This window comes from Microbulbifer sp. NBRC 101763, assembly GCF_040371615.1.
Taxonomy (GTDB): domain Bacteria; phylum Pseudomonadota; class Gammaproteobacteria; order Pseudomonadales; family Cellvibrionaceae; genus Microbulbifer; species Microbulbifer variabilis.
This window is the reverse complement of record NZ_BAABQV010000001.1, coordinates 1064032-1085742: the sequence shown is the minus strand read 5'-3', so window position 1 is coordinate 1085742 and position 21711 is coordinate 1064032. Positions and strand designations below refer to the sequence as shown.

The window sequence follows — 21711 nt, the reverse complement described above, 5'->3', positions numbered from 1 at the left end:
TTAGTGGATCAATCTTGTAAAGAGATTGATCCACTAACCATCGAGCTATACAAAACAGCTATTAACTAAGCTGTCATAACCTCATTACAGACGATAAAGTGCTCCAATTCCCGCGCGACGCCCTTTTGCCGGCGCCCCTATTCTGGCGTCAGGAGCATATATCGCATTGGTGTAACCGTATAGTTGATACTGCTCATCCAGCAAGTTATCGGCAAACAGGTAGAGTTCCATAGAATCTGTTTGCAGTGCTAGGCGCAGATCCACTTTACTATAAGCATCCAGGTTAAAATGATTTTGTGCATCTGCCGGACGCTCATCCACATGGCGAACTGTTAGATTGGTATTGAGAGCTGGTGCACTTAAACCCATAAAGTCTGGTAGTGGCTGGTAGTAATTTAATGCCAGACTTGCACTCCAGCTAGGCACATCGGGTACTTCATTACCCGCCATAACATCACCACCGGAAACACCGTAAACATCTTTGGTAATTTCCGTATCAAGGAAGCTCAAGCCTCCGGCAATACTGAACCTCTCGGTAATAAACCAATCGGCTTCAAACTCCGCTCCAAAGGTTTCCGTATCCGCATTCACCGCAGCCGATGAGTAGGAAGCGAAATCAAAGCCGAGCAAATGATCATCTTCCACAGAGTTAAAGAATATCGCACCGCTGATATTCAAGCTGTCTGATTCTCTCTTGAAACCAACTTCGATACTATCAACGGTTGCCGGCTTGTACGCCACGCTATCAGCGGACTGTAACGCAAAATCATTGAAGCCACCGGATTTATGGCCTCGTGCGGCCATTGTGTATAGGTTAGTGTACTCAGTCAGCGAGTAGCTCAGAGCCAATCGCCCGGTAGTATAGTTATCATCCAAATCTCTCTGGTCTTGCGAGATGTAGTAATTGCCATCCATACCATAGCTGGCATACTCACCGGCGTAATCCTTACTCTCTTGGGTGTAACGCAGTCCAGCTGTAAATTTTATGGCTTCAGTTAAAGGAACCGTAGTCTCACCATAAATAGCCTGGCTATCCGTTTCATAATCCCGGTATTGGTTGGCGTAGGACACTAAATCAATCGAATCGAAGCTTCTTTCACTATCCTGCAAGTTAAGCCCAACTACCCAGAAAGTAGATGCATCAGGCAGTGAGGACAGGCGCAGATCCTGGCTGATAGTTTGTTCATCCTGACTGTCACCACGAAGATACTCCACAGGGAAATTAAAAACAGCTGCGGCTGTCTCCTGATCAAATCCGGTTAGGTAACTAAAATCTGTGTCGACCAATGCGGTGATTGAAGTCAATTGACTATTACCCAGTTGATGGTTGATTTCTGTAGAAAAACGCTCAACTGTTTTCTCGTTATCGTCAAATGCCCCCAAGGTATGTTCACTGCTCGGATCATCGCCAAAAGGTTGCAACAACTGCAAGTTCAGGAAGCCTTCCTGATGCTGCCTCTCTGCGATAAATAAAGCAGAGGTCTCCGGGCCCAAATCCCATAGTAAGCTCCCCCGGAAAGCCAGATCTTCAGGTTCGGTCATGGGCTCACCGTTAGTGGTATTTTCAACCCAGTGATCCTCACTGGTATGACGCACTGCTAAGCGACCTCGGAGTGATTCAGAAAATGGGCCGCTGATTACAGTTTCAAAGAGGCTCTGGTTGTCTTCACCCAGCTCAATGCGCCCATAAGTTTCAAACTCTTCAGTCGGTTTCCGGGTGGTAATATTGATCGCCCCAGCTTCACTGTTACGCCCAAACAACGTCCCTTGCGGGCCTTTTAAAATTTCCAGGCGTTCAATATCCAGGGTCCCGAGGGATACATTCCCTGCCGGCATAGAAACACCGTCAAGGTTAACCACCACAGAGCCATCATCTTTGTTTACCTGGTTGAGAGAGCCAACACCACGGATGCGGATATTCGCATCCACCGCACCGCTGGAAGAGTAGACATCCACTCCAGGTGCACTGCGTAAAGCATCCTCAACGTTGAGATGCAGCCGGTTTTTTATCTCCTCTTCACCAATAACACTTAAACTGAAGGGAATATCCTTGGCTTTCTCTTTTGTATGCCGTGCAGTGACTTCAACAACTTCCATCGCGTTCTCAGAGGCACTCTCTTTATCTGCGTTTTCCACAGCAGAATAGGCTCCAGAGGCGTACATTAAAGTTGCGGATAGCAATGAAATCTGTTTGCTGAGTTCTTTTTTATCTCGGATTAAGCTGAGCATGAATTAATATCCTTTCTACCTATAATTAATCGTTATTCAAAACTTCAGAACTCTCAGCCAGTAAATTCTGTGCAGGGTCCCGCTGATAAGATGGCCAGATATCCAGCGCCAATACTTTTTCGGAAGGCAAGCGATCGATCAGTGCATTTCCATTGATGACCTTTGCATCCAGCTCGTTGATATCGGCTAACAAACGGTAAGTGGCAGTTTCGGTAACCGGCTGCCACCCGCCTTTCTCCCAGCGCCAACGCTGCCCATCCAGGCGTATCTGGCCTGTTTCCAAGTATTCGACCGTCAAAGCTGACGAGAGAGGAGCCCCGAGCATATTTTGTGTGCGTGTCACGCCCACATAGGCGTGCAGCACACTCTCGATGTTTTTCTGCTGCTGAATATCATCGAGTAATGCAGACAGGGATTCCGGGGTTTGATGAAGTGTCCAATCCAGTGCGGCGACCGGCGCGTAATACCGAGCCCAACCAGAAATCGGCGCTGTGCTTAAACGCTCAACAGGGATCTCGCTGCCAGCCAAATCTCTAGTCGTTTTGTCGGAGTAGCGGACCAGTACATCATCAAGTACTTCGATGCCGTCGATTTCTGCAACACACAGCAGGCCAATCGCTCCAGAAACCCCATCGCTGAGCCATACGGAACCGGCAATACGTCGTAAATCCGACCTGGCAACTAGATGCTGCCTGGCCAAGGCACGGGCAATATCAACCCGCCTCAGCCAGCGTCCTGTACCCTCATCGGCGATATCCCAGTGAGGCCCTTCGGACAATTGCAACAAGGTACCGCTGGCCCGAGTCTCGCCGAGTCCTCTCGGCCACTGGGCAATCCGCTTAATTTCGATATCTGTACCCAGCCGATCATTAACGCAGGCCTGCATCTGTCCTACATCTTTTGCAATGGCGGAGACCATAGTAGAGCGGTTGGAATCATGGGGGATTTCAAAACCATCGAATACCGCAAGTTTCGTATACGGTGCCCAATGAATGGCGAAATCCAAGGGGCCAGTAGTACTGCCCTGTTCGCTGAAGACAGGCTTGTCAGCGCTTTTAATACGAACTTGCCAACGCCAATCTCCCGAAGGGGCCGCGCCCTCAAGAGTTGCGGCCAGCTGTGCGGTTGGCAGCGTAAACTCACGGCTTAAACCCAGTGCTTCGCGCTCTGCTGGCACCCGCAAAATACGCTCGGGATCAATGCCTAGACGCGGAACAATATCACTGGCTTGTAACCAGACTCCGCTGGGTGTCAGCCCCGAGGGCTCCCCCTCAGCTGACCAGCCGGGCGCAGTCAGTTGCCACGATAGTTTGATATTACAACCTGGCTCAGGGCAGCCTGAGATTGGCAGGGACATATGGTCGTAACGTTGTTCAGCCGTTACTTCACGCCCATCCACTAAAGCGTTCACCAGGACAAATCCCTGAGGCAATTCAAAATGCAGCCTCTGTCCATCAACCTGGACTTGGAGCAATTGCCACTCAGCTTCCACTGTCTGATTATCCGGGTTGATACTGATTTTCAGATCACCTCCAGATACTTCAAACTCACTAGCTTTCGGCAACCAGTATGCTTCCCAGGCTGCATCTTCCCGCTTCAGTTGCTCCGGTGATTGATAACCTCCCTGCACTACCAACTTGTCTTCCAGTACCGAGCCTATGACAAGAAGAAATAAAGCGGAACAAGCCACCAAGGCACCCTGAGGGGCTATTAGACGAGAGCGTATCAGGGCAAAACCCCGGGACATGCGGCTATCCAATCCCCTTGGCACCCATAGAGCAGCCAGGCCGACCATCAATACGGCGAGTGCAACTTTGAATCCATCCAGCGCTAACAAATAACCGATCCAAGGTTCCCAACCACTGAGAGCCGACAGTTGGATATGTGCAGTAATACCCACTTCATAGGGAGGGTAATGCACCAGCTCCAACTCATGATTCAGTACCAAGATAAAGGTCACGAACATTGACATGGAGTAGGCAAAGCCCGCATGGCGGAATAGCGCATGCACCAGAAGCACCATCATCGACAACTCCAATAACGGTGCTGTCACTATCAACAACTGGTAGGTAAATGCCTGGCCAATATCGACAGAGGCCGGTGCAGAAAGAAGCACGGCAAAGATGCCCGATAACCCCGGTAGCAATGCCAACAGCACCGTCATAGCAAATACCGTAAGGGCAACACCAAACAGGCGCATATAGTCCGGCGCTGGAGTAGCAGCCAGCATATCCTCAAACCCTGGCACCTGATCCCTGCGGCATACCAAGCCAGTCAGTGCCGCGATCGCAAATGCAATCACAAGGAAAATAACATCCTTGAGGAGCGGCAACAGCATTTCCAAACGCGGTGCCATGGGCCCTTCCGCATGCCAGATAATCTGGGTAAAAGAGCTGACGACTCCCATTACAACCAGGATCGCCACACCAACCCACCAGGCCCGACTAGTCCATACATGGTGTAGTCTCCAACGGGCTTCCAGCATTAATTGACGCAGGCTGCGGCCAAATGATGCGGTATCCGGCTTGGATGGAGAGAGATCTACTACTTTACTGGCGGATTTGTTTTTGCTGTCTTTAGCGCGAGAAGGTTTGGCAGCCCCTTCCAGAACCAGGGACTCCCTTCGCAGGTATTTCAAGTAGACAGCTAAAGCGAGCAGTGGTAAGAGACACCAAAAAATCCGGTTTAATACCGAGCCCAGGGTAAAGGGCAATAAAGAAGAGGATTTTTGCAAAGGTGTCCAGGAGGTGACTTCCGTATAAACAAAAGTAAACAGCGAAGGGTCCATGACCGCAGCCAGCTGCGGATTAATGCTTGCACCCTGAAGCACGATTACAGCAAACATCCACAACATCATCAGAGCCGCAGCGAGCCCAAAGGGACCCGCCAGGCTTCGAGTGCGCAGCGTCATAATAAAATACAGAGCACCGATACCGACGCTGGCAGGAATCTGTAGCCAGATCCATGCAAAGCCGAGGGCTTTCCAGGGGGCTGGGCCAATCGCCGCTTCAGGCAATAAGCCCATCCAAACCAATACCGGCGAGAATAAAAAGCCTACCAGCGCCGATGCACTTAATATGGCCCCTATCACCGCTGCACCGATAAACCGCCCCCAAAGCATTACGCTCAGGGAATTCGGGGTTGTATAAATGACTTCGTGCAAACTGGCTTTGCGATCGCGCAGAATCGGTTGTGAGAATACCCAGGCCCAGGCAAAAAACTGAAAGAACATACACCCAGCACCCATCAGGTAAATGAGCGATGGGGAGTTCCGGGGGATATCTGTAGCCCCCATTTTTTGCATATAGTCTGCATTCACCAGATTCAATAGCAGGTAGATCACCAGGCCCCAAAAGGCCAAAGCCACAATGCCGCTGCTAAAACCGGCCCTTATTTCCAGCTTTGCCTCATGGGCAATAAGCGCCAGCTTATTCATGCCGCCTCCCGCTGGTCTTTTACCTGCTCAATCGCCAGGTGATAAATATCTTCCAGGCGCGGGGTATGGGCCGTAAATCGAGGGTCTTCGGGTTTCTCACCGTGTACGATTACCTGGGTGCCATCGGGCTTAGCGATGTTGTGCAGGGATTCCGGTAACTGCTCGCCGCGAGGAATCAGTGCTTGCCACATCTTGTCTTTATGGGGAGCAGCCACTTCCGGGGCTGTCCCCTCAACGACAATGCGCCCTGAGGCCAATATCGCCAGGCGCTGACATAGGTTTTCGATATCTTCAACGATGTGGGTGGACAGCAATACAATCGCATCCGCCGCGACATCCGCCAAAACACAGTGAAAGCGATTGCGCTCCGCGGGGTCCAGGCCTGCTGTGGGTTCGTCGACAATAATTAGGCGCGGCTCACCGATAAGTGCAATAGCAATACCAAAGCGGCGCAACATGCCGCCGGAATAAGTTGATACAGCTCGATCGGCCACATCGGCCAAATTGACCTGCTCCAAAAGCCTGTCCACTTCGCGGCGCCGTGCGCTCGTTTGGGTAAAACCTTTAAGCCAGGCAAAACGATCCAGTAATGCCCGTGCGGCAATCCCTGGGTATGCGCCAATATGTTGCGGCAAATAACCCAATTTACTGCGCATAAAATCCGGGTCTGCCAGAACATCCACACCATCGAGAATAATCCGACCACTATCTGGTGTTTGCAGGGTTGCCAAAGTGCGCATCAAACTACTTTTCCCCGCGCCATTCGGCCCGAGTAATCCATACATTCCGGGGCCAACTTCCAAATCAACACCGTTTAGCGCTTTCACCCCGTTTTTATAAGTCTTAAAGAGCCCTTCAACGATCAACCCTGATTGCTTTTGCATCTCTCCTCCTAACCCCGTTTATAAGTAAAAATTCCGTAATCACTTTTTTTGCTATTTGCGTTGTCTTTTAGTCGCAAGCCTGGCGAACAATATCGGTAAGCGCCTGCACTGATACTGGCTCCGGCTCCCCGGGCTGGATTAATGCCGGCATACCGATACGCGCGGTTAAATCACTCCATGCCATCGACACACTCAATGCCCACTGGCCACTCTGCCTGCGTCTTTCGGGTTGCGCGATATCGGCGCACAGGGAATGCAGAGCCTGGATAACGGCCTCAGGCCAGGTGAGGGCAAAAATATCGTGGTAACTGCGCATGTCCGTATCACCCAGGGTTACCATGCTGGGCACCGCCAGTCGCTCGGTACCCTCACCGCTTAGTATCAGTCTGCCTGTTTGATCCCTTGGTGAGTGCAGCCTTGGATTCCACAGCACGGGGCCGTGGGTATCAGCCAGGGTTAGAACACCCCCCTCACTACCTATGGCAAGTCGATGCAGTAACAGGGAGTGATTGTCCGGGTCTTGTGGGTGCACCTGATTTTGTATGCGCAACGTCAAGGGCACTCCACCAAGAGTGGCCGATAAACTCTGAAAAGGGTGCCCTTCCGCTTGCACCGGCTCGCTAAAAGACCAGGGGCGAAGGCCGCCTACCGCGCGGCCAATTACATCCAGCAGCGGATAGGCCATCTGGCTGTTGCAGATAGCATCGACCATCTCCAGGCGCTGGTGCCGGCGCAAATATTCGGCCGCCGCCAAAAATTGCCTGGTGGGACGCAAATTCGGATATAGCGTATTAACCGCGTAAGCCGCTTTTCCCTGCTTTGCAGCCAGCAGGTTTGCAGTAATTTCCTTGGTGTGAACCGGGTGCTCCTGCAATACATGAATACCCCGCTTGAGTAGCGATTGGGCCAATTCAGAACCCTCGCCCCCCGTTGCCCCTGAACGAACAACAACACAGACTATGTCGACATCATCGGGAATTTGCTCTGCCTCGGTATAAAGCGGCACCCCATATTGCTCGGCACAATTTCTGGAATAATCACTGCCCCGAGCCAGTAAACCGGCCAATTCAAAATAATCCCGACCGGGTAATTTAGTGGATGTCAGGGCTTCGAGATAAATACGCCCAAAGCCTGTCCCTGCAACGACAACCCGCTTGCGCTTATCAATTCCCATAGGACGAATCTCCCTGATGACTGCCCATGGACTGGGCCCATTCCTGCAACTGGGCGCTGTCTACCTCACCATCAAGCGCCAAAGGCAGTTGGTCCAGAACCTCGATACAAATATCTGAATCAAAATGATCGATATATTCGGCCAGGCAATCTGCCGTCAGGCGCATTTGATTTTGTTTGGCTCTGCAGGCAAAGAAGCGATGTCCCTGCCTGGAAAGGGGGTGTTCAGATACTGGCAAATCCATAGCCAACTCTAATCCGGCAGCCTCCAGGGCATTGTGCCACTGGGAAAGTGACAGAAATGTTGCACCGGAATCCGTGCGCTCGTCGACGGCATCAACCAACATAAATGCCTGTGATGCCATCACCCAAAACTCCTCACTGGTTGGCTCGGTCATAATGAACCAACCTCCCGGGCGCAATAACTCAGTCACTCTTCGCAGTGAGGCACCTGTGTTATGGGCGGCATTAAAAACACCACCGGCAATAATTACGTCGAAGCTATTGGGAGAAAATCCCTGGCTGCGCAACGAACGATCAATATCAAACAAACCACGGCGCAACCAGGGGCGTTGCTCCTGATCACCATGTTGTGTGAAAAAGCTGTCGAGAAAAGCCGCAGAGATATCCGTGAACTGGTAATCAAACTGAATATGGCCACTGGCACCGTCCAAAACGGGCAAGAGGGCCTGGGTTGTCGCACCAGTGCCTGCACCAACCTCTAAAATTTTCAGGGGCTGTGGCTGCCCTTCCCAGTTATTTAAAATGGACTTCAATAAAGCACTGACTGCACGCTGTTGGTACCTGGCAGCTATACCCTCCCGGTAGAGCGCACTCGCCAACTCAGTGCTACCACGGGGGAACAGCAGGTGCACAGCCTGGACTTTGCCTCGAATCAGATCTGGTAATTGCTCCGCATTAGCGCGGGCGTAATCGATCGTTTTGCTAGCTCCAGAGAGTGCTCGCCAATCCTGTTCCAGTTGGTCCCAGGCCTGGGCCAAAGCGGTATCACTGTAGCTATCTGGATCAACCTCGACACGCCAGCTGTCACCGTCAGCACTAAGTAACTGTTGCTCCTGTAAAACCCTGATCCAACGTTTAATCAAGGCTCGGTGCTGTTGGGCAACCGGTGGGGTTTCGAGTATCTCCACCAAACTGTGTGTTGAGTGCTGCTCACAAAACAGTCCCAGGTGACTAAAGGCATTCAGCATGGATAGCAAAGCGGTAGCGTTAAGTTGTTCGGTAACCTTTACCGCATGTTCCAAGTCAATATGGGCAAATTCTGTATCCAGCTCGGTATTAATTCCTTCAAATAACCCAGCTATATCGGGCATGCCAGGCTTGTCCTGTATCTTCTCCTGTACCTTAGCTTGTGCAAACACAGCCCAGCGGTCGCCCCCGGTTAGGGGCACAGTGAAAGAGTTGGCAACGGCGGGGTGTTTCGCAACGCTCTCAGTGATGGCCTCAAGCTTTTGGGTTAACGCCTGCTCCGCCTTTGCAACAGGTTCTATACCCGTCTCGCTACAGACCCAACCTGCTATATCACTGGTTAATAAGCGCCGAGCATTCTGCAACAAGGGCTGTGGCAACAAAACTTCGGTTTCATAGAGCAGACATTGCAGATTTTTCAGGTTTGTCAGGGCAATTGCGGGATGTGCGACCAATCCCTTCAATAAAGTTGCCGGCAGTGTTACTCCGCTAAACCCCGAGCGCTCCAAAACGACCAGTGCTTTTGCGGGATTGATTTCAGGCGACTGCAAGTAGACAGCAAGCCCACAACTCCATGCCGCAAAAATGGCAAATCGGGCAAATTTATTGAGAGGGGAAAATACCCCTACCCTGCCCTGAAGAGCCCTTAGCGACTCTTGTTGGGATTTATACAGTGTGAAATTTGCTTCAGCGGTGTCAGCCTCTATCATCCCCTTGTCTGTTAACAACAGGGAAAGTTCTTCTTGAACGACTCCCAATAAATCTGGGGTTTGTACTTGAAGGAGCCTCTGAATAACTCCGTAATACCTCTGCGGGTCTTGAAGGCTGCAGATGTTAGGCGCAGCTCGCCGCGAATGGCCGTAGCCCTTGGCAAGAGCTGCAACGCAGCAGGTGCGGCCTTCAAGGCCCGCCCTTCGGGGCTTGCAGAGCGATTCACACTCCGCGTTGCGACTTCTTGAAAGGTCTAGACATTCCTGCGAAGCCGCGCCTTGATTGTGAACCGCTCTGCAAGCCAGAGGCATCACGGAGTTATTCAGAGGCTCCTTAATTGCCAGGGGCTCAACCTCTGCATTAGTCGGGGCTTCATTTTCAAACCCGATCCCCAACCTTAGCGCCACCAAGTGCAAAAGCAGTCGAACTTCTTCTTTGCAACTATTGGCAGGTAACAGCAGTGCTTTACCTTGCAAAATATCCAGCTGCTCACTCAGGTTTTCTGCAACAGCTTTTGTCCAGGCCAGTACCTGGTTACCACTCCACTCATGGCCATCAAGGGATAGTGCAGGCGCTTCTCCCAACTGCTCTAACCCACATATGATTTCCGCTGTTATTACTTCGATTTTCATCACAGCCCCTTAAACAGCTTTTGCAAAAAATAGAGTCTGACCCGCGACCGATAATGGCGATGTCGATGCAGGTAAGAAGCACTTAACCTCAAAGCCGGCCACAACCAGTTCTTCCTGCCATGCTGTGCTGTCGATAAACACCTGGTCGGTTCCCCCTCTCCGGTCTTCACTCCCCAGCAACGACTCCGATTCTGCGGGGGAAAGAAGAAACTGCATTGCCGTTAACATGGCGTGGTTTTCCCGAGTGGACTCGCTAAACAGCAACCAACCACCGGTGACCAGAGAACGACGAATACGCTGTAAGGTCTGGCCAATATGAGCGGCGTTGTGCAAAACATTGCCAGCCACAACAATGTCGGTGCTGGCTGCTGGGATTGACTGCGCAGTGAAATCCGCATTGATATCGAGCAGGCTGCAACGCAAACCGATGTGATTGCGGAATTTCTTCTGGGCAGCGGTGGTGAATAGAGGCGATATATCAGTAAAGCGATAATTAATCGGCCTGCCAGCCAGAGTATCTAAAATTGCAGCAGTGGTTAGACCCGCGCCGCCGCCTAATTCGAGCACCCTTAACATAGGACCGGGTTTAACAGCCTGTTTTACAATGCTTGCCGCCGCATAATTGAGATAAGTCGTAAACCAGTTGTTCTGGTAGGCGGCCAATGCCGTTAGTATTTCTCCATTCTCGAACAGCAGTTGATTAATGGAGACCTGATCCCGCACCAGTTCAGCCAAATGCCTGAGGAGCTTTTGATGAGACTGAGCCATTTCCAGGGGAAATCCCAACGCTTCGTAGGCCTCCGGTAATTTATCTGCACCAGCTGCACTCTCGGGAATTTGCTCCCAGGAGTAGTAGCCATTACTGAGCTTCAAAAACTCCCGTTCAACCAAGGCCACCAGCCAGCGGCGAACCAGCCAGTGGTGTCGGGAAGCGGCACCCAGTGTATTAATAATTTCGTCACTGCTGCGCCCGACATTTTCGGCGGTCAACGCGCCGCTGGAAGAAAGCAACTCCATAATCGCCCACAGGCTGATGAATTCCAGCCTCTGCATTGCAGCAGGCAGTTGTGCCAAACCACTGTCTACCGTCAGCTCAGCAGGTAGAGCTGCCAGCCCAGCCTCATGGACGGTATTGGCAGTTGGAGGTGTTAGGTTTTTCAAATGGCTCCCTCCTCAAGGCACTCCATATCTTCAATACTTGTTTCCAGGGTGGTTAAAAAACTGAATGCCCCAATCTTCGACATGCGCTCCATCGCTGACGCCGGCGGCAATACTTGGGCGCAGTAGTGACAACCCGCTGGGATTTCATCGCGAAGTACAGCCAAAGTGGTAACTGCGGCTACCGCTGCTGTTAGATCTGCATTACCGGTGCCCCGCAACGCCGCCGTGCGAGTGCGCTCTTGCCCGCTGTATTTACCGGTAAGCTGCAAAAGCATGACCACATAAGGATGGCGCCCCGCCAGATCCAGCGCACTGGCCCGACACAGTGCTGCCCGCGCTTCGTCGCGACTCAAACCATGGGCGCTATTAAATGCCGACAAGATATGAGAGCCGGTAATCGCGTTATACCAATCGCCTTCAGAGAGGGATAAGTCCCGGGCCAAACGCTCGCTTTCACTGTTTAAATAGGGGAGAACCGTGGCTGTGTCTGGGAAAAAAGGCAGCTCCACATCGGAGCGGCGTTTCAGTACACCGTTCAAACGGCGACCATTACGCCAGGCCGCTAAGGGCTTGCTGTGCTGCTCGTTGGCGCCTTGCAAATAATCATCGGCGGCGACATCGGTAAACCGGTCGCGCAGGCCGAAATAACTGGTCAGGCTCTCTACCTGTGAAAACTCCTGCTCTGCCAGCCAGCGTGGTAGCAAGCTGCTCAGCCCCGGCTGTAAGCCGGCTGATAAAACTGCGATCAATCCACTACTCTGGTAATAGGATGAATCGAGTTGCTCATAGAGAGCCTCATCGCCAGCAACATCGATATAGGCTGCCCCCACTTGTGCCGCAGCCCTGGCAACCCTGTCGCCAATTAAATGTGAAGGTCCTGCGCAATTGATCAGAACCTTACAACCGGATACAAACTGATCCAGTGAGGCTGTATCCAGGTAGTCCACCGTCTGATAGGAAATAACTGAATTACTGGATAGCGGCTGTTTATGTGCATTGCGACCACCGATACGCAAAGGCCCCATTTCCAGGGACTGTAAATAGCCGGTAACGGCTGCGCCCACATCGCCGTAGCCACCTAAAATCGCAATTGTCACAAGCTTACCTCCGTATCGGTCTCAACCAGTTGCCAGCCAGTTGCACGGCTGCGCTGGTGCCAAAAATGTGCGTAAAGGCCTTGCAGGGATAACAATTCCCGGTGATTTCCAATCTCGGCCACAGTACCTGCATCAAGTACGATAATTTGGTCTGCATTCATCACGGTGGATAATTGATGGGCGATCACAATAAGAGTGGAACCCTGTTGTAACTGCCTCAGGGAGCTGTTCAGGTATTTTTCATTGCGCGGGTCCAGCGCCGCTGTTGCTTCATCCAGTACAACGATCGGTGCGGCTTTTAATAGGGCGCGGGCGATAGAGACCCGCTGGCGTTCGCCACCGGAAAGTGCAGCGCCTCCCTCCCCTACCTGGGTCTGCCACCCCTGCGGCAAGCGCTCGATAATCTCATCCACTCCAGCCAGTTTCGCCACACGTTCCAGTTCTTCCTGACTGGATTCGGGACAGCTCAAGCGAATATTCGCTTCCAGGGTGTCGCTGAACAGGTACACGTCCTGCATAACGATAGAGATATGCTGCATCAGGTCTTCTGTGCGCAGTTGCCGCACATCCACCCCGCCCACTTTTACCTGGCCCTGGTCGGTATCAAAAAAACGCAGCAACAAACGGGTGATGGTGGTTTTACCGGAGCCTGATGCTCCGACTATCGCTGTGGTGGTACCCGGAGAAACCCTAAAGGAAAGATCCTTCAATACCGGTTGTCCCGGCTCGTAGCTGAAATTCACCTGTGAAAATTCAACCAATCCGATCTGCTCGGTAAATGGCTGAGATCTCGGTGGTTCTGGTAGCGGTTGTTCAAAAAAGATAGCGGCCAGCCTGCGTAAATCATTACCGGCCATACGCAGCAGACCACTGCGCCCGGCGAGTTCCGCCAGAGGACCGGTAAATCGGGCCGCCAAAGCTAGCAAAGCCACCAATTCAATAGGGGGAAGTTGTTGATTGAGCGTGAGCCAAATACCCACGGCAATCACTGCGGCAAAGGCGAGTTGCACCATAAATCCACCGGCAAACAAACGGGGGAAGGTCTGCCGTAACATGGACCCAGCGGCTCTGCTTTGCCCGGCAATCGCCTCTTCCAGCGGGGGATAACCGCTGACATTTTTGCCAAAAGACCTGAGTACCGCTTGGTTGCGGGCAAACTCCACCACCCGGCTACTGGCGCGAGCACCGGCAGCATCCACTTCTGTTTCCATGGCGCCTATCCACTGGGCGGACCAGCGATGGCCGATATAAATCAGGGGCACAAACAACAAAGCGGTCAGCCCCAAGCGCCAGTCAAACCACAACATCGCCACCCCCACGGTAAGCGGAGTGACAACGCCGCTGACAACAGGGGGTAGCAGATGTGCAAAGATATTGGTCACCATCAAGGTGCCCCCGGTTGCACTGCGGGATACACGACCCACTTTTTCGGAGTTAAACCAACCCAGAGGAAGTTGAGAGAGGTGTTCACCCAGTCGATTGTGCAGGGTTTTCAATACCAGGATGGCCAGCGCAGCCCCTTTAATGGTTTGCTGGTAACGGGCAACGCAGGCGATCGCAACAACCGAGAACAGAGTAATCAACCAGAACCCAACCGCCTGCATCTCAGAGGCCAACAATGAGCTGAGCAGAGGCACCAGAAGTGTCACCGCGATTCCCTGCAAAACCCCATAGGCGAGAAGCCATACCGCATAAATGCCAACTTCACGGCGATACGCAGGTCCGAGAATGGCAAGCAAACTGCGAATCATGATGAGACCCCGCTAATAACCTGAGCCTCACCACTCATTGCTTTTTCACTCTGTTCGGCACTGTTGTACAAACGCCATAGTTCCGCGTAGTGCTTGCCCTCAGCCAACAGTTGTCGGTGACTTCCGCATTCAACCAAGCGGCCACCATCCAGGACCGCAATCTGGTCAACACCGGTGATGGTGTGCAGCTTATGGGCAATCACCAGTACCGTGCGATTACGCACCAGGCAGGATAATGCCTGCTGAATTTGCGCTTCGGACTCCGGATCAGCATGGGCTGTGGCTTCATCCAAAATCAACACAGGGGCATCTGCTAAAAGCGTGCGCGCGATACTTAAGCGCTGCGCTTCTCCACCAGAAAAAAAGGCATCCTTGCCAATAACCGCCTGGTAACCTTGGGGGAAACTTAAAATGTGTTCATGGATGCAGGCACTGCGCGCTGCATCCTCCAGCTCCTGATCACTGGCATCCGGGCGCCCAAGGCGCAGGTTGTCTGCCACAGTGCCAGCCAACAGCTGGGTCTCCTGAAGTACAAAACCCACATGTCGATATAAATTGTCCGGTGCAATATCACGGACATCGACGCCCCCCAGGAGTACAGCACCTTGAGTCACGTCATAAAAACGGGGCACCAGCTTGGCCAGGGTGGATTTCCCGGCACCGGAACTCCCAACCAAAGCTGTGATCGAACCGGGGCGACAGCGCAAAGTAATATCGCTTAATACCAGCCGATCCTGGGTATAGGCAAAGCTGACCTGCTTAAAGAGCAGCCCCGCATCTTTGGGCTCTTTGGGTTCAGAGGTAACAGCCAGGGGCGCAACCTCCAATAATTGATCGATCCTGCCTGCAGCAGCTTTGGCTTTTTGCTGGGCGGTCAGCCCCTGACTCAAGGTGAGAATCGTCTGGGGAATCATCACGGCGATCAGCGTTGTTGCGAGAACATCAATCGGCTGAATGCCTGAATTCACCACCAGCCAAGCGCCTCCGGCCAGACTCACCAACATAATGACTGGCACAGACAAGGCCAGAGAGGTTACAGCCTCCAAACGGACAAGCGGTGTCACCCAGCCCGTGTAACGGCGACTGAAATCCTCGACGGCCTGTTGGTAATTTTTGTGGGCGCGGCCGGTTTGCGAGAAAACCTTGACCACCGCAATACCGTGAACAAATTCAACAATCGCAGCGCTGACCCGAGCAAAGTCCTTATCCAACTGCTGCATTTTTTCCCCGAAACCACGCATCATCCAGGCGTAGGACAGCAGATAAACTGGCAAGGTGAGTACAGCCAACAGGGCCAAGCGCCAGTCGAGCCAAGTTAAATAACCCAGGCCCGCCAATGGCAGTGCAAATGCAGCGGCCAACTCCACCTGATGGTGCGCAACCATATGGTGAAGATCATCAAGATCGTCTTGCACCGCTTTGCGCACCGCGCCGGAGGTGTGTTCGCTGTACCAACCCAGGGGCACCTGTCCCAATTTCCGCACCAGGGCCCGTCGCAGTTCCGCCTGCATACGCTGGTCGGCAATATGGGTTAACCACAAACCGATCACGGTGCAGATCCAACCCATCGCCAGCCCGGCAACTATCGCGAAGACAACGGGAATAATCGCCTCTGCAATATCACTGATATCGGACGCCAGGAACAGGCGAGCCAGCTCAACAATACCGATAAAAGGAATCAGCGAAGTGAGCGCACCACAGGCACCGAGCGCCACCCCCAGCCATACAAGGCCACGAAATGGACGCATCAGTTCCCGCAGGTTGAACTTTCGCAAGTTGGTCTTTGGCAAAATGTGCTCAGCCATCTATTTGCCCGCTTTACCGCGCTGTAATGGTTTTGCCAAGTGCTCAACGACAGTGGCAACCTGCGGCGGCTCCATCACGCTGAAGTGATTGCCCGGCACATCAATTAATTCAAAGTCACCCAGACAAACATCCTGCCAATAAGGCGCAGCCATATGGCCTACGCCGGCGGTGACACCGAAGGATTGCTCTTCCTGGCAGCGCAAGTAGGTCATATCGCCAATATAGGGAGGCAGATCAAAACAGGCAGCGCGCATACTGTGTCGGCACACCCGGAAAAGCCCCGGTATCATCGCAGCTTCAACCGGCACACCCGCCTGGGCAGAGGCCATCTCGGTATAACCGGCCAGGCGCTGCTCCTGGGTGAGTTGAGAGCGTTGCCGCACGGCTTCCGCTACCGCTTTAAGCCCGGCATCACCGTCGAGTTCTGCCATTGCACCGGCGGGAACACGACCGTTGTGTTTCTGCATTAAGGTCTCGATCGCTCGGGAAATATCTTCGCTCTCGATATGCTCACCAAATACCGCTTTTACCGGGTCGAGATTCAGGTTGGGGGCAAAAATCGCTTCGAAAGCCAGCTCTTCATCGGTATCGACAAACATTGGGATACTGTCGATCAGGCTGAGGTCAATCACATCGACACCGCGCTCCAGCAGTCTGCGCGAAACTTCCGTTGCCAGCAGACCGCCCAGGCAGTAACCAATTAACTGGCAACGCTGATAGCCCTCGTCGATGATTCTTTGGGCGTAATCATCGGCGGTGCGCTCGATTAATTCTTTGGCATCAATGGACAGATACGTTTCTGTATTGGCGACAGCAATCCCGAATACCTGGCCCAAATCCTGGGCCGCAAGCGCTTTGCCCAGGTGCTGGAAATAATCCAGGGTACCCAGGGCGGCATGGAACATAATCCGTACCGGCGACTCTTCTTTGGATACCCCTTTACCCTCGCTTTTATGGCTGAAAGGCACCATCAAGGAGTTGCTGCCCTCGCGGGTAGTTGCCACCAGGTTGTCGCTATCCGTGTCTGCCTGTTCCTCCGCAGCGGCACCCGGCTCAACTCTCAGTGCTCTGGCCAATGCCGCAACCGTTGGTCCATTGAGCATGTGGCGCAACAAGGCGTCGTAAGTGAACGGTTTCGCCTCGGGAATCTCTTCCAATAAGCGCCCTGCAACCCGCGCCATAATCAGCGAGTCACCACCGAGATCGAAAAAGCTGTCCTGCCGACCCACATTATCGAGACCCAGTGCATTAGCCCATAGCTTGCACAGAGCCGTTTCCAGAGGGTCCATCTGTTCTGAGTGCGCAGCCTCTTGTGCATCGCCACTCGCAGGGCGCCAACCGGCGAGCATTTTGCGATCGACTTTGCCATTGGCGGTGAGCGGCAGCTGGTCGAGAACTTGTAAATGAGCGGGCACCATATGCGCGGGCAATCTATTCGCTAAAAAGTCCCGCAGTTTCCCGGCACTTAAATATTGCCGATCAGTTTTCATCTGCGCGGCCAATAAGTTCATGCCAAAAGCCGACAAAGGATGCTCATCTTCCGGCAGGCAGAGCACTTGACCGGCACCATGGGCTTTTAACAGCGATTGCCATTTTTCGATAGACAGGAACTTGGTCGCACCACAAGAGCGATCATCACCGGCGGGGTCCATCATAAAACCCTGGGTGAGTAAGATATGGGCGTGATCCACCGTTGGCTCAGTCAGGATTAACCAGCCCCCGGGCGCCAGCAATTCGACAGCACTGGCAATAGCCGCGTCTGGATCTCGGGTACTGTTGAGCATCCCGGCACATAAAATGACATCTGCACTATTGGGTGCCAAACCCTGGGCGCGATAGTCTGTATTGAGATCCATTAACCCGAAGCGCACCCAAGGCCACTCTTTAAATTGGCGGCGAGCCTCAGTCAGGAAAAATGCGGTCATGTCGGTAAATAGATAGTCAACGTCATATCCATCCAACATGGGAATAACCGACGCACTGGTAGCCCCTGTGCCAGCACCCAGCTCAAGAACCGTTAACCCTCTATCGCTCTGGGCGGCAATGCGGTTAATTAATGCGGCAACGGCGGCATTGTTATAGCGGGCAATAAGATCATCCCGATAGAGGGACAAAGCCACCTGCTGGTCGCCCTGGGGGAACAACAATTCAAACGGATTTTGTTGATCCGCTAGTAACTGGGGTAATAACTCGACATGATCCCGGTGATATTGCAGGAACTCCCGATTACAAAAACCGCTTTCAATTCCCTGCTCAACGCGCTTCCACGCTTCATCAACAGCAGAGATGTCGACTGCCTGGGTACGCGTATATTTTTCCTCAGCAGCGGCGCTGATAGTGGATAAACTGAGCAGCTTTGCATTAACAAGAAGGTCCAACCAACGACGCACCAGCCAATGATGCTTATCGTGGACTTCCGCTAGTGAAAGAATTTCTTCTGCACTGTATCCCTGCTCGCAATCTGCAAATGCTCCCAGGCCCATCAAGCCGTGAAGCATCGACAACAGGGCCGCTTGTTCAAGCGCCTGCACATAGTCGCCGACACTGACAGCTTCCGGCTCACCGGCCTGGTAGTGCGCAAACTGACGCACCGAATTTACCAGTTCGGGATCGATAACTGCCGGCTCGGTATCATCCATGCGACGACTTTCCACAAAGCCCAACAGATTTAAATCCGCTCTCGAGCCTCCCTCTTTCTTCTCAATCACCGCCGCTGCTGTTGACACTGCCGGGTGGGCCAATAGCGCAGACTCCACCTCTCCCAGTTCGATACGGTGTCCGCGAATTTTTACCTGCCCGTCTTCACGGCCCAGGAATTCGAGTTCACCACCGGGCAAATAGCGGCCCAAATCGCCAGTGCGGTAAAGGCGCTGGCCGTCCACCGGATGAGAGAAGAACTTCTGTTCAGAGAGGGCCGCATCACCGAGATAACCATCGGCCAATCCCATACCAGTAATCATCAGCTCACCCGCTACCCACACAGGGGCATCGCGCAACTGGCTATCCAGCACCCTGAAACCCTGGTTCGTCAGCGGCACGCCATAGGGAATACTGCTCCAGGCGGGATCGACTCGATCAATACGGTGGTAGTTGGACCAGATTGCAGCTTCTGTAGCCCCACCCATGCCAATCAGGTCGAGTGCGGGCACATGGCGCCTGATATGTTCCGGTAAAGTAACCGGAATCCAGTCTCCCGATAGCATTGCCAATCGCCATTCAGACAACGGCCGAGGCTCTGTATCCAAATAGGTAGCCAGCATTTGCAACTGCGCGGGGACAGAGTTCCACAGTGTCACCCGGTGCTCATCCATGACCTCCGCCCAATGTGAAGGGTCTGCACCTCGGACCGGATCGGGCAGCACCAAAATCGCACCGGCTGCCAAGGGGCCAAAAATATCGTAGACCGACAAATCAAAACTGAGTTGGGCCAGCCCCAAAATGCGATCGCCCGGGCCCACTTCGAAGCGGCGATTAATATCCAACACCGTATTTAACGCGGCCCGATGATTAATCATCACACCCTTGGGTTCGCCGGTAGAGCCGGAGGTGTAGATAACATAAGCCAGCTGCTCCGGGTCGCCGTTACTGGCTACCGGAATCTCAGTTTCAGGTGCCAGGGTATCAACACTGATCACCTGCGCTTCTGATGGCCACTTAATTTGGCTGGCGAGGTTGCTGAGTGTCAGGACGTATTCCGCCTCGGCACTGAGCAACAATTTATTGAGCCGTATTTCTGGTTGTGCCGCGTCCAGTGGCAAATAGATACCACCAGCCAGGAGCACACCGAGGGTCGCCGCTATTTGCTCTCGCCCTTTCGGCATTGCAATGGCCACGCGGCCACCCAGTTGGAAACCTTCTTTGCTCAGCGATTTGGCGATACCCGCCGCTTTTTTCGCCAGGTCGCCATAGCTCACACTGCCATTGCTATCATAAATGGCGGTAGCTTCCGGCGTTGCCGCAGCCTGGGCAAATACGCCCTGGTGCAATAGCTCTGAAGGAACAGGCCCATCGGTTTGATTAACCTGATACCTCTCCTGCACCTGCCACTCGGGTAAAGAAACTGGAGATGTGCCAAGCCATTGCCCGTCGCTGCCAGCGGCAAGCTCATTCAACAAGCCGGTAAAGGCTGCGAACATATCCTCTACCAAGCCCGATGGAAAAACACCCTGGCGCACGTCCCAATTAATTTCCAGACCATCGGCATCATCTCTCACCTGGCAATCCAGGGTGACTTGCGGTGTCTGGGTAATTCCCCTGCCGGACTTTCTACCGCTGGCAGGTTTTTCGGTATCTCCCAGGCCAATAGCACTGGTAAATACCACCGGCATCAATGCGGCCTCGGGTCCTCGTGCACGGGACATTTCCCGCAGCACTTCCACACCGGAGAACAAGCGGTGATCAATATCACTGAACAGTTGTTCGCCAATGCCTGCCGCCCAATCGCGAAAGGTTTTTCCATTGGAATCACTAATCGCCAACACACTGACCGAAGTAAAATCACCGATTAGCTGATTAACCTGAGGGTGTAAGGGCAGCCGATTCAATAAGGTAAGACTTAAGCTAAAGCATGGCTGGCGGCTCCACCGCTGCAATACCGCTCCGTAGGCAGCCAGCACGGCAACCGACGCGGTTAAGCCGGCAGTTCCGGCTCGCTGCTTCAGTGTCTGCCAGTGCGCCGTGTCCAGGCGGTAGTGATGGCGATTAAAACGTACAGATTCAGTCTCGGAAGCGGGCGGCAAAACCGGTAACTCAGGTGCGGGTGGCAATTGCTCCAGGCGATCCAACCAATAGCGACGATCATTTTGGTAGCCCTGGCTGTCCAATAGACTTCGTTCGGCCAGGAGATAATCGCGAAAATCAATCTCCAGTGGTGGCAGGGCTGCGCCGGGGTGAGACAGCAGAAGATCGAGCTCATTAAATAAAATGCCCGCACTGGCCCAGTCTGCGATCAGTGCATCCATAGAGAAATGCACTATATGGCCCTTATCTGTGCGGCTATGGCGCAGCTCGAACATGGGCCACTCACCAATGGTGTAGTTGCGGTGGCCCAGTTCATCTCTCACCGATTCCAAGGCAAGCTCCAGAACCTCCTTGTCCAAGCCGGTAAGGTCCTGGCTTTTCATTTCGTAATGCGGCACTTGGGGGAGAACCCGCTGGTATCCCTCCTGCTCGATAACCGCCCGCAACATCGGGTGACGTTCAATCAGTTGGTTCCAGGCTTCCTGTAAACCTTTTGGATTTAATCCCGGGTACTCCAGCTCCAGGTAACCGTGACAAGCAACGCCGCCGTAGCCAAATGCATTTTGTCGACCCAACAGGTAGGCAGTCTGCACATCGCTTAAAGGGAAAGGCTCATGCCGATTATCTTTATCGGCCTCAACCACCACTCCCAGGTCCTGGTCGTTGCCAGCGGCTGTTTGAGCCGTGCTCAGTATTTCGATAATTTGTAACTTGTGTTCCCGCAGCCTCTGCTTGTGCTGCTCCGACAGCAGGCCTTTGGCCGCGCGAAAGCGCAGTTGTTCAGACTCGGTCCAGAGTTCCACCCCAAGCCCTTGTAATTCGTCGATCAGTTCCATAGCCGTCATGGGGTTAAAACTCCGTCCAATCGCTGAAAAATAAAAT

At 53.1% G+C, this 21711-nt stretch carries 10 protein-coding genes; all 10 read right to left on the bottom strand.

Features of this window, described 5'->3' with window-relative positions; all coding sequences use genetic code 11:
* Positions 1 to 84 precede the first annotated feature (84 nt).
* The 10 genes from ABWV76_RS04930 to ABWV76_RS04885 all read right to left on the bottom strand — a co-directional run bounded on the left by ABWV76_RS04930 (position 85) and on the right by ABWV76_RS04885 (position 21674).
* The gene (locus tag ABWV76_RS04930; protein ID WP_353375396.1) at positions 85 to 2229 is read right to left on the bottom strand and encodes a TonB-dependent receptor; all 2145 of its coding nucleotides are present in this window, start codon (positions 2227 to 2229) and stop codon (positions 85 to 87) included.
* Between the two features lie 25 nt (positions 2230 to 2254).
* A complete protein-coding gene (locus tag ABWV76_RS04925; protein WP_353375395.1) occupies positions 2255 to 5665 on the bottom strand; it encodes an ABC transporter permease in 3411 nt (1136 codons plus the stop codon).
* Positions 5662 to 6549, bottom strand: a complete 888-nt coding sequence (locus ABWV76_RS04920) for an ABC transporter ATP-binding protein (protein ID WP_353375394.1) — start codon at positions 6547 to 6549, stop codon at positions 5662 to 5664. Before ABWV76_RS04920 ends, ABWV76_RS04925 begins: the two co-directional genes overlap by 4 nt.
* Before the next feature lie 67 nt (positions 6550 to 6616).
* Positions 6617 to 7723 (bottom strand): Gfo/Idh/MocA family oxidoreductase, encoded by a 1107-nt coding sequence (locus tag ABWV76_RS04915; protein ID WP_353375393.1) that lies wholly within the window; start codon positions 7721 to 7723, stop codon positions 6617 to 6619.
* The gene (locus tag ABWV76_RS04910) at positions 7713 to 10274 is read right to left on the bottom strand and encodes a class I SAM-dependent methyltransferase (RefSeq protein ID WP_353375392.1); all 2562 of its coding nucleotides are present in this window, start codon (positions 10272 to 10274) and stop codon (positions 7713 to 7715) included. Before ABWV76_RS04910 ends, ABWV76_RS04915 begins: the two co-directional genes overlap by 11 nt.
* Positions 10275 to 10283: 9 nt before the next feature.
* Entirely contained in the window at positions 10284 to 11435 is a 1152-nt protein-coding gene (locus ABWV76_RS04905) for a class I SAM-dependent methyltransferase (RefSeq protein ID WP_353375391.1), read from the bottom strand.
* On the bottom strand, positions 11432 to 12532 hold the full coding sequence (locus tag ABWV76_RS04900; protein ID WP_353375390.1) for a saccharopine dehydrogenase NADP-binding domain-containing protein: 1101 nt from the start codon (positions 12530 to 12532) through the stop codon (positions 11432 to 11434). Before ABWV76_RS04900 ends, ABWV76_RS04905 begins: the two co-directional genes overlap by 4 nt.
* On the bottom strand, positions 12529 to 14283 hold the full coding sequence (locus ABWV76_RS04895) for an ABC transporter ATP-binding protein (RefSeq protein WP_353375389.1): 1755 nt from the start codon (positions 14281 to 14283) through the stop codon (positions 12529 to 12531). The genes ABWV76_RS04900 and ABWV76_RS04895 overlap by 4 nt, the downstream gene beginning before the upstream one ends.
* Positions 14280 to 16088 (bottom strand): ABC transporter ATP-binding protein, encoded by a 1809-nt coding sequence (locus ABWV76_RS04890; protein WP_353375388.1) that lies wholly within the window; start codon positions 16086 to 16088, stop codon positions 14280 to 14282. The genes ABWV76_RS04895 and ABWV76_RS04890 overlap by 4 nt, the downstream gene beginning before the upstream one ends.
* Complete coding sequence (locus ABWV76_RS04885; protein ID WP_353375387.1) at positions 16089 to 21674, bottom strand: non-ribosomal peptide synthetase; 5586 nt, start codon at positions 21672 to 21674, stop codon at positions 16089 to 16091. It lies immediately after the preceding gene.
* Positions 21675 to 21711: the final 37 nt, after the last annotated feature.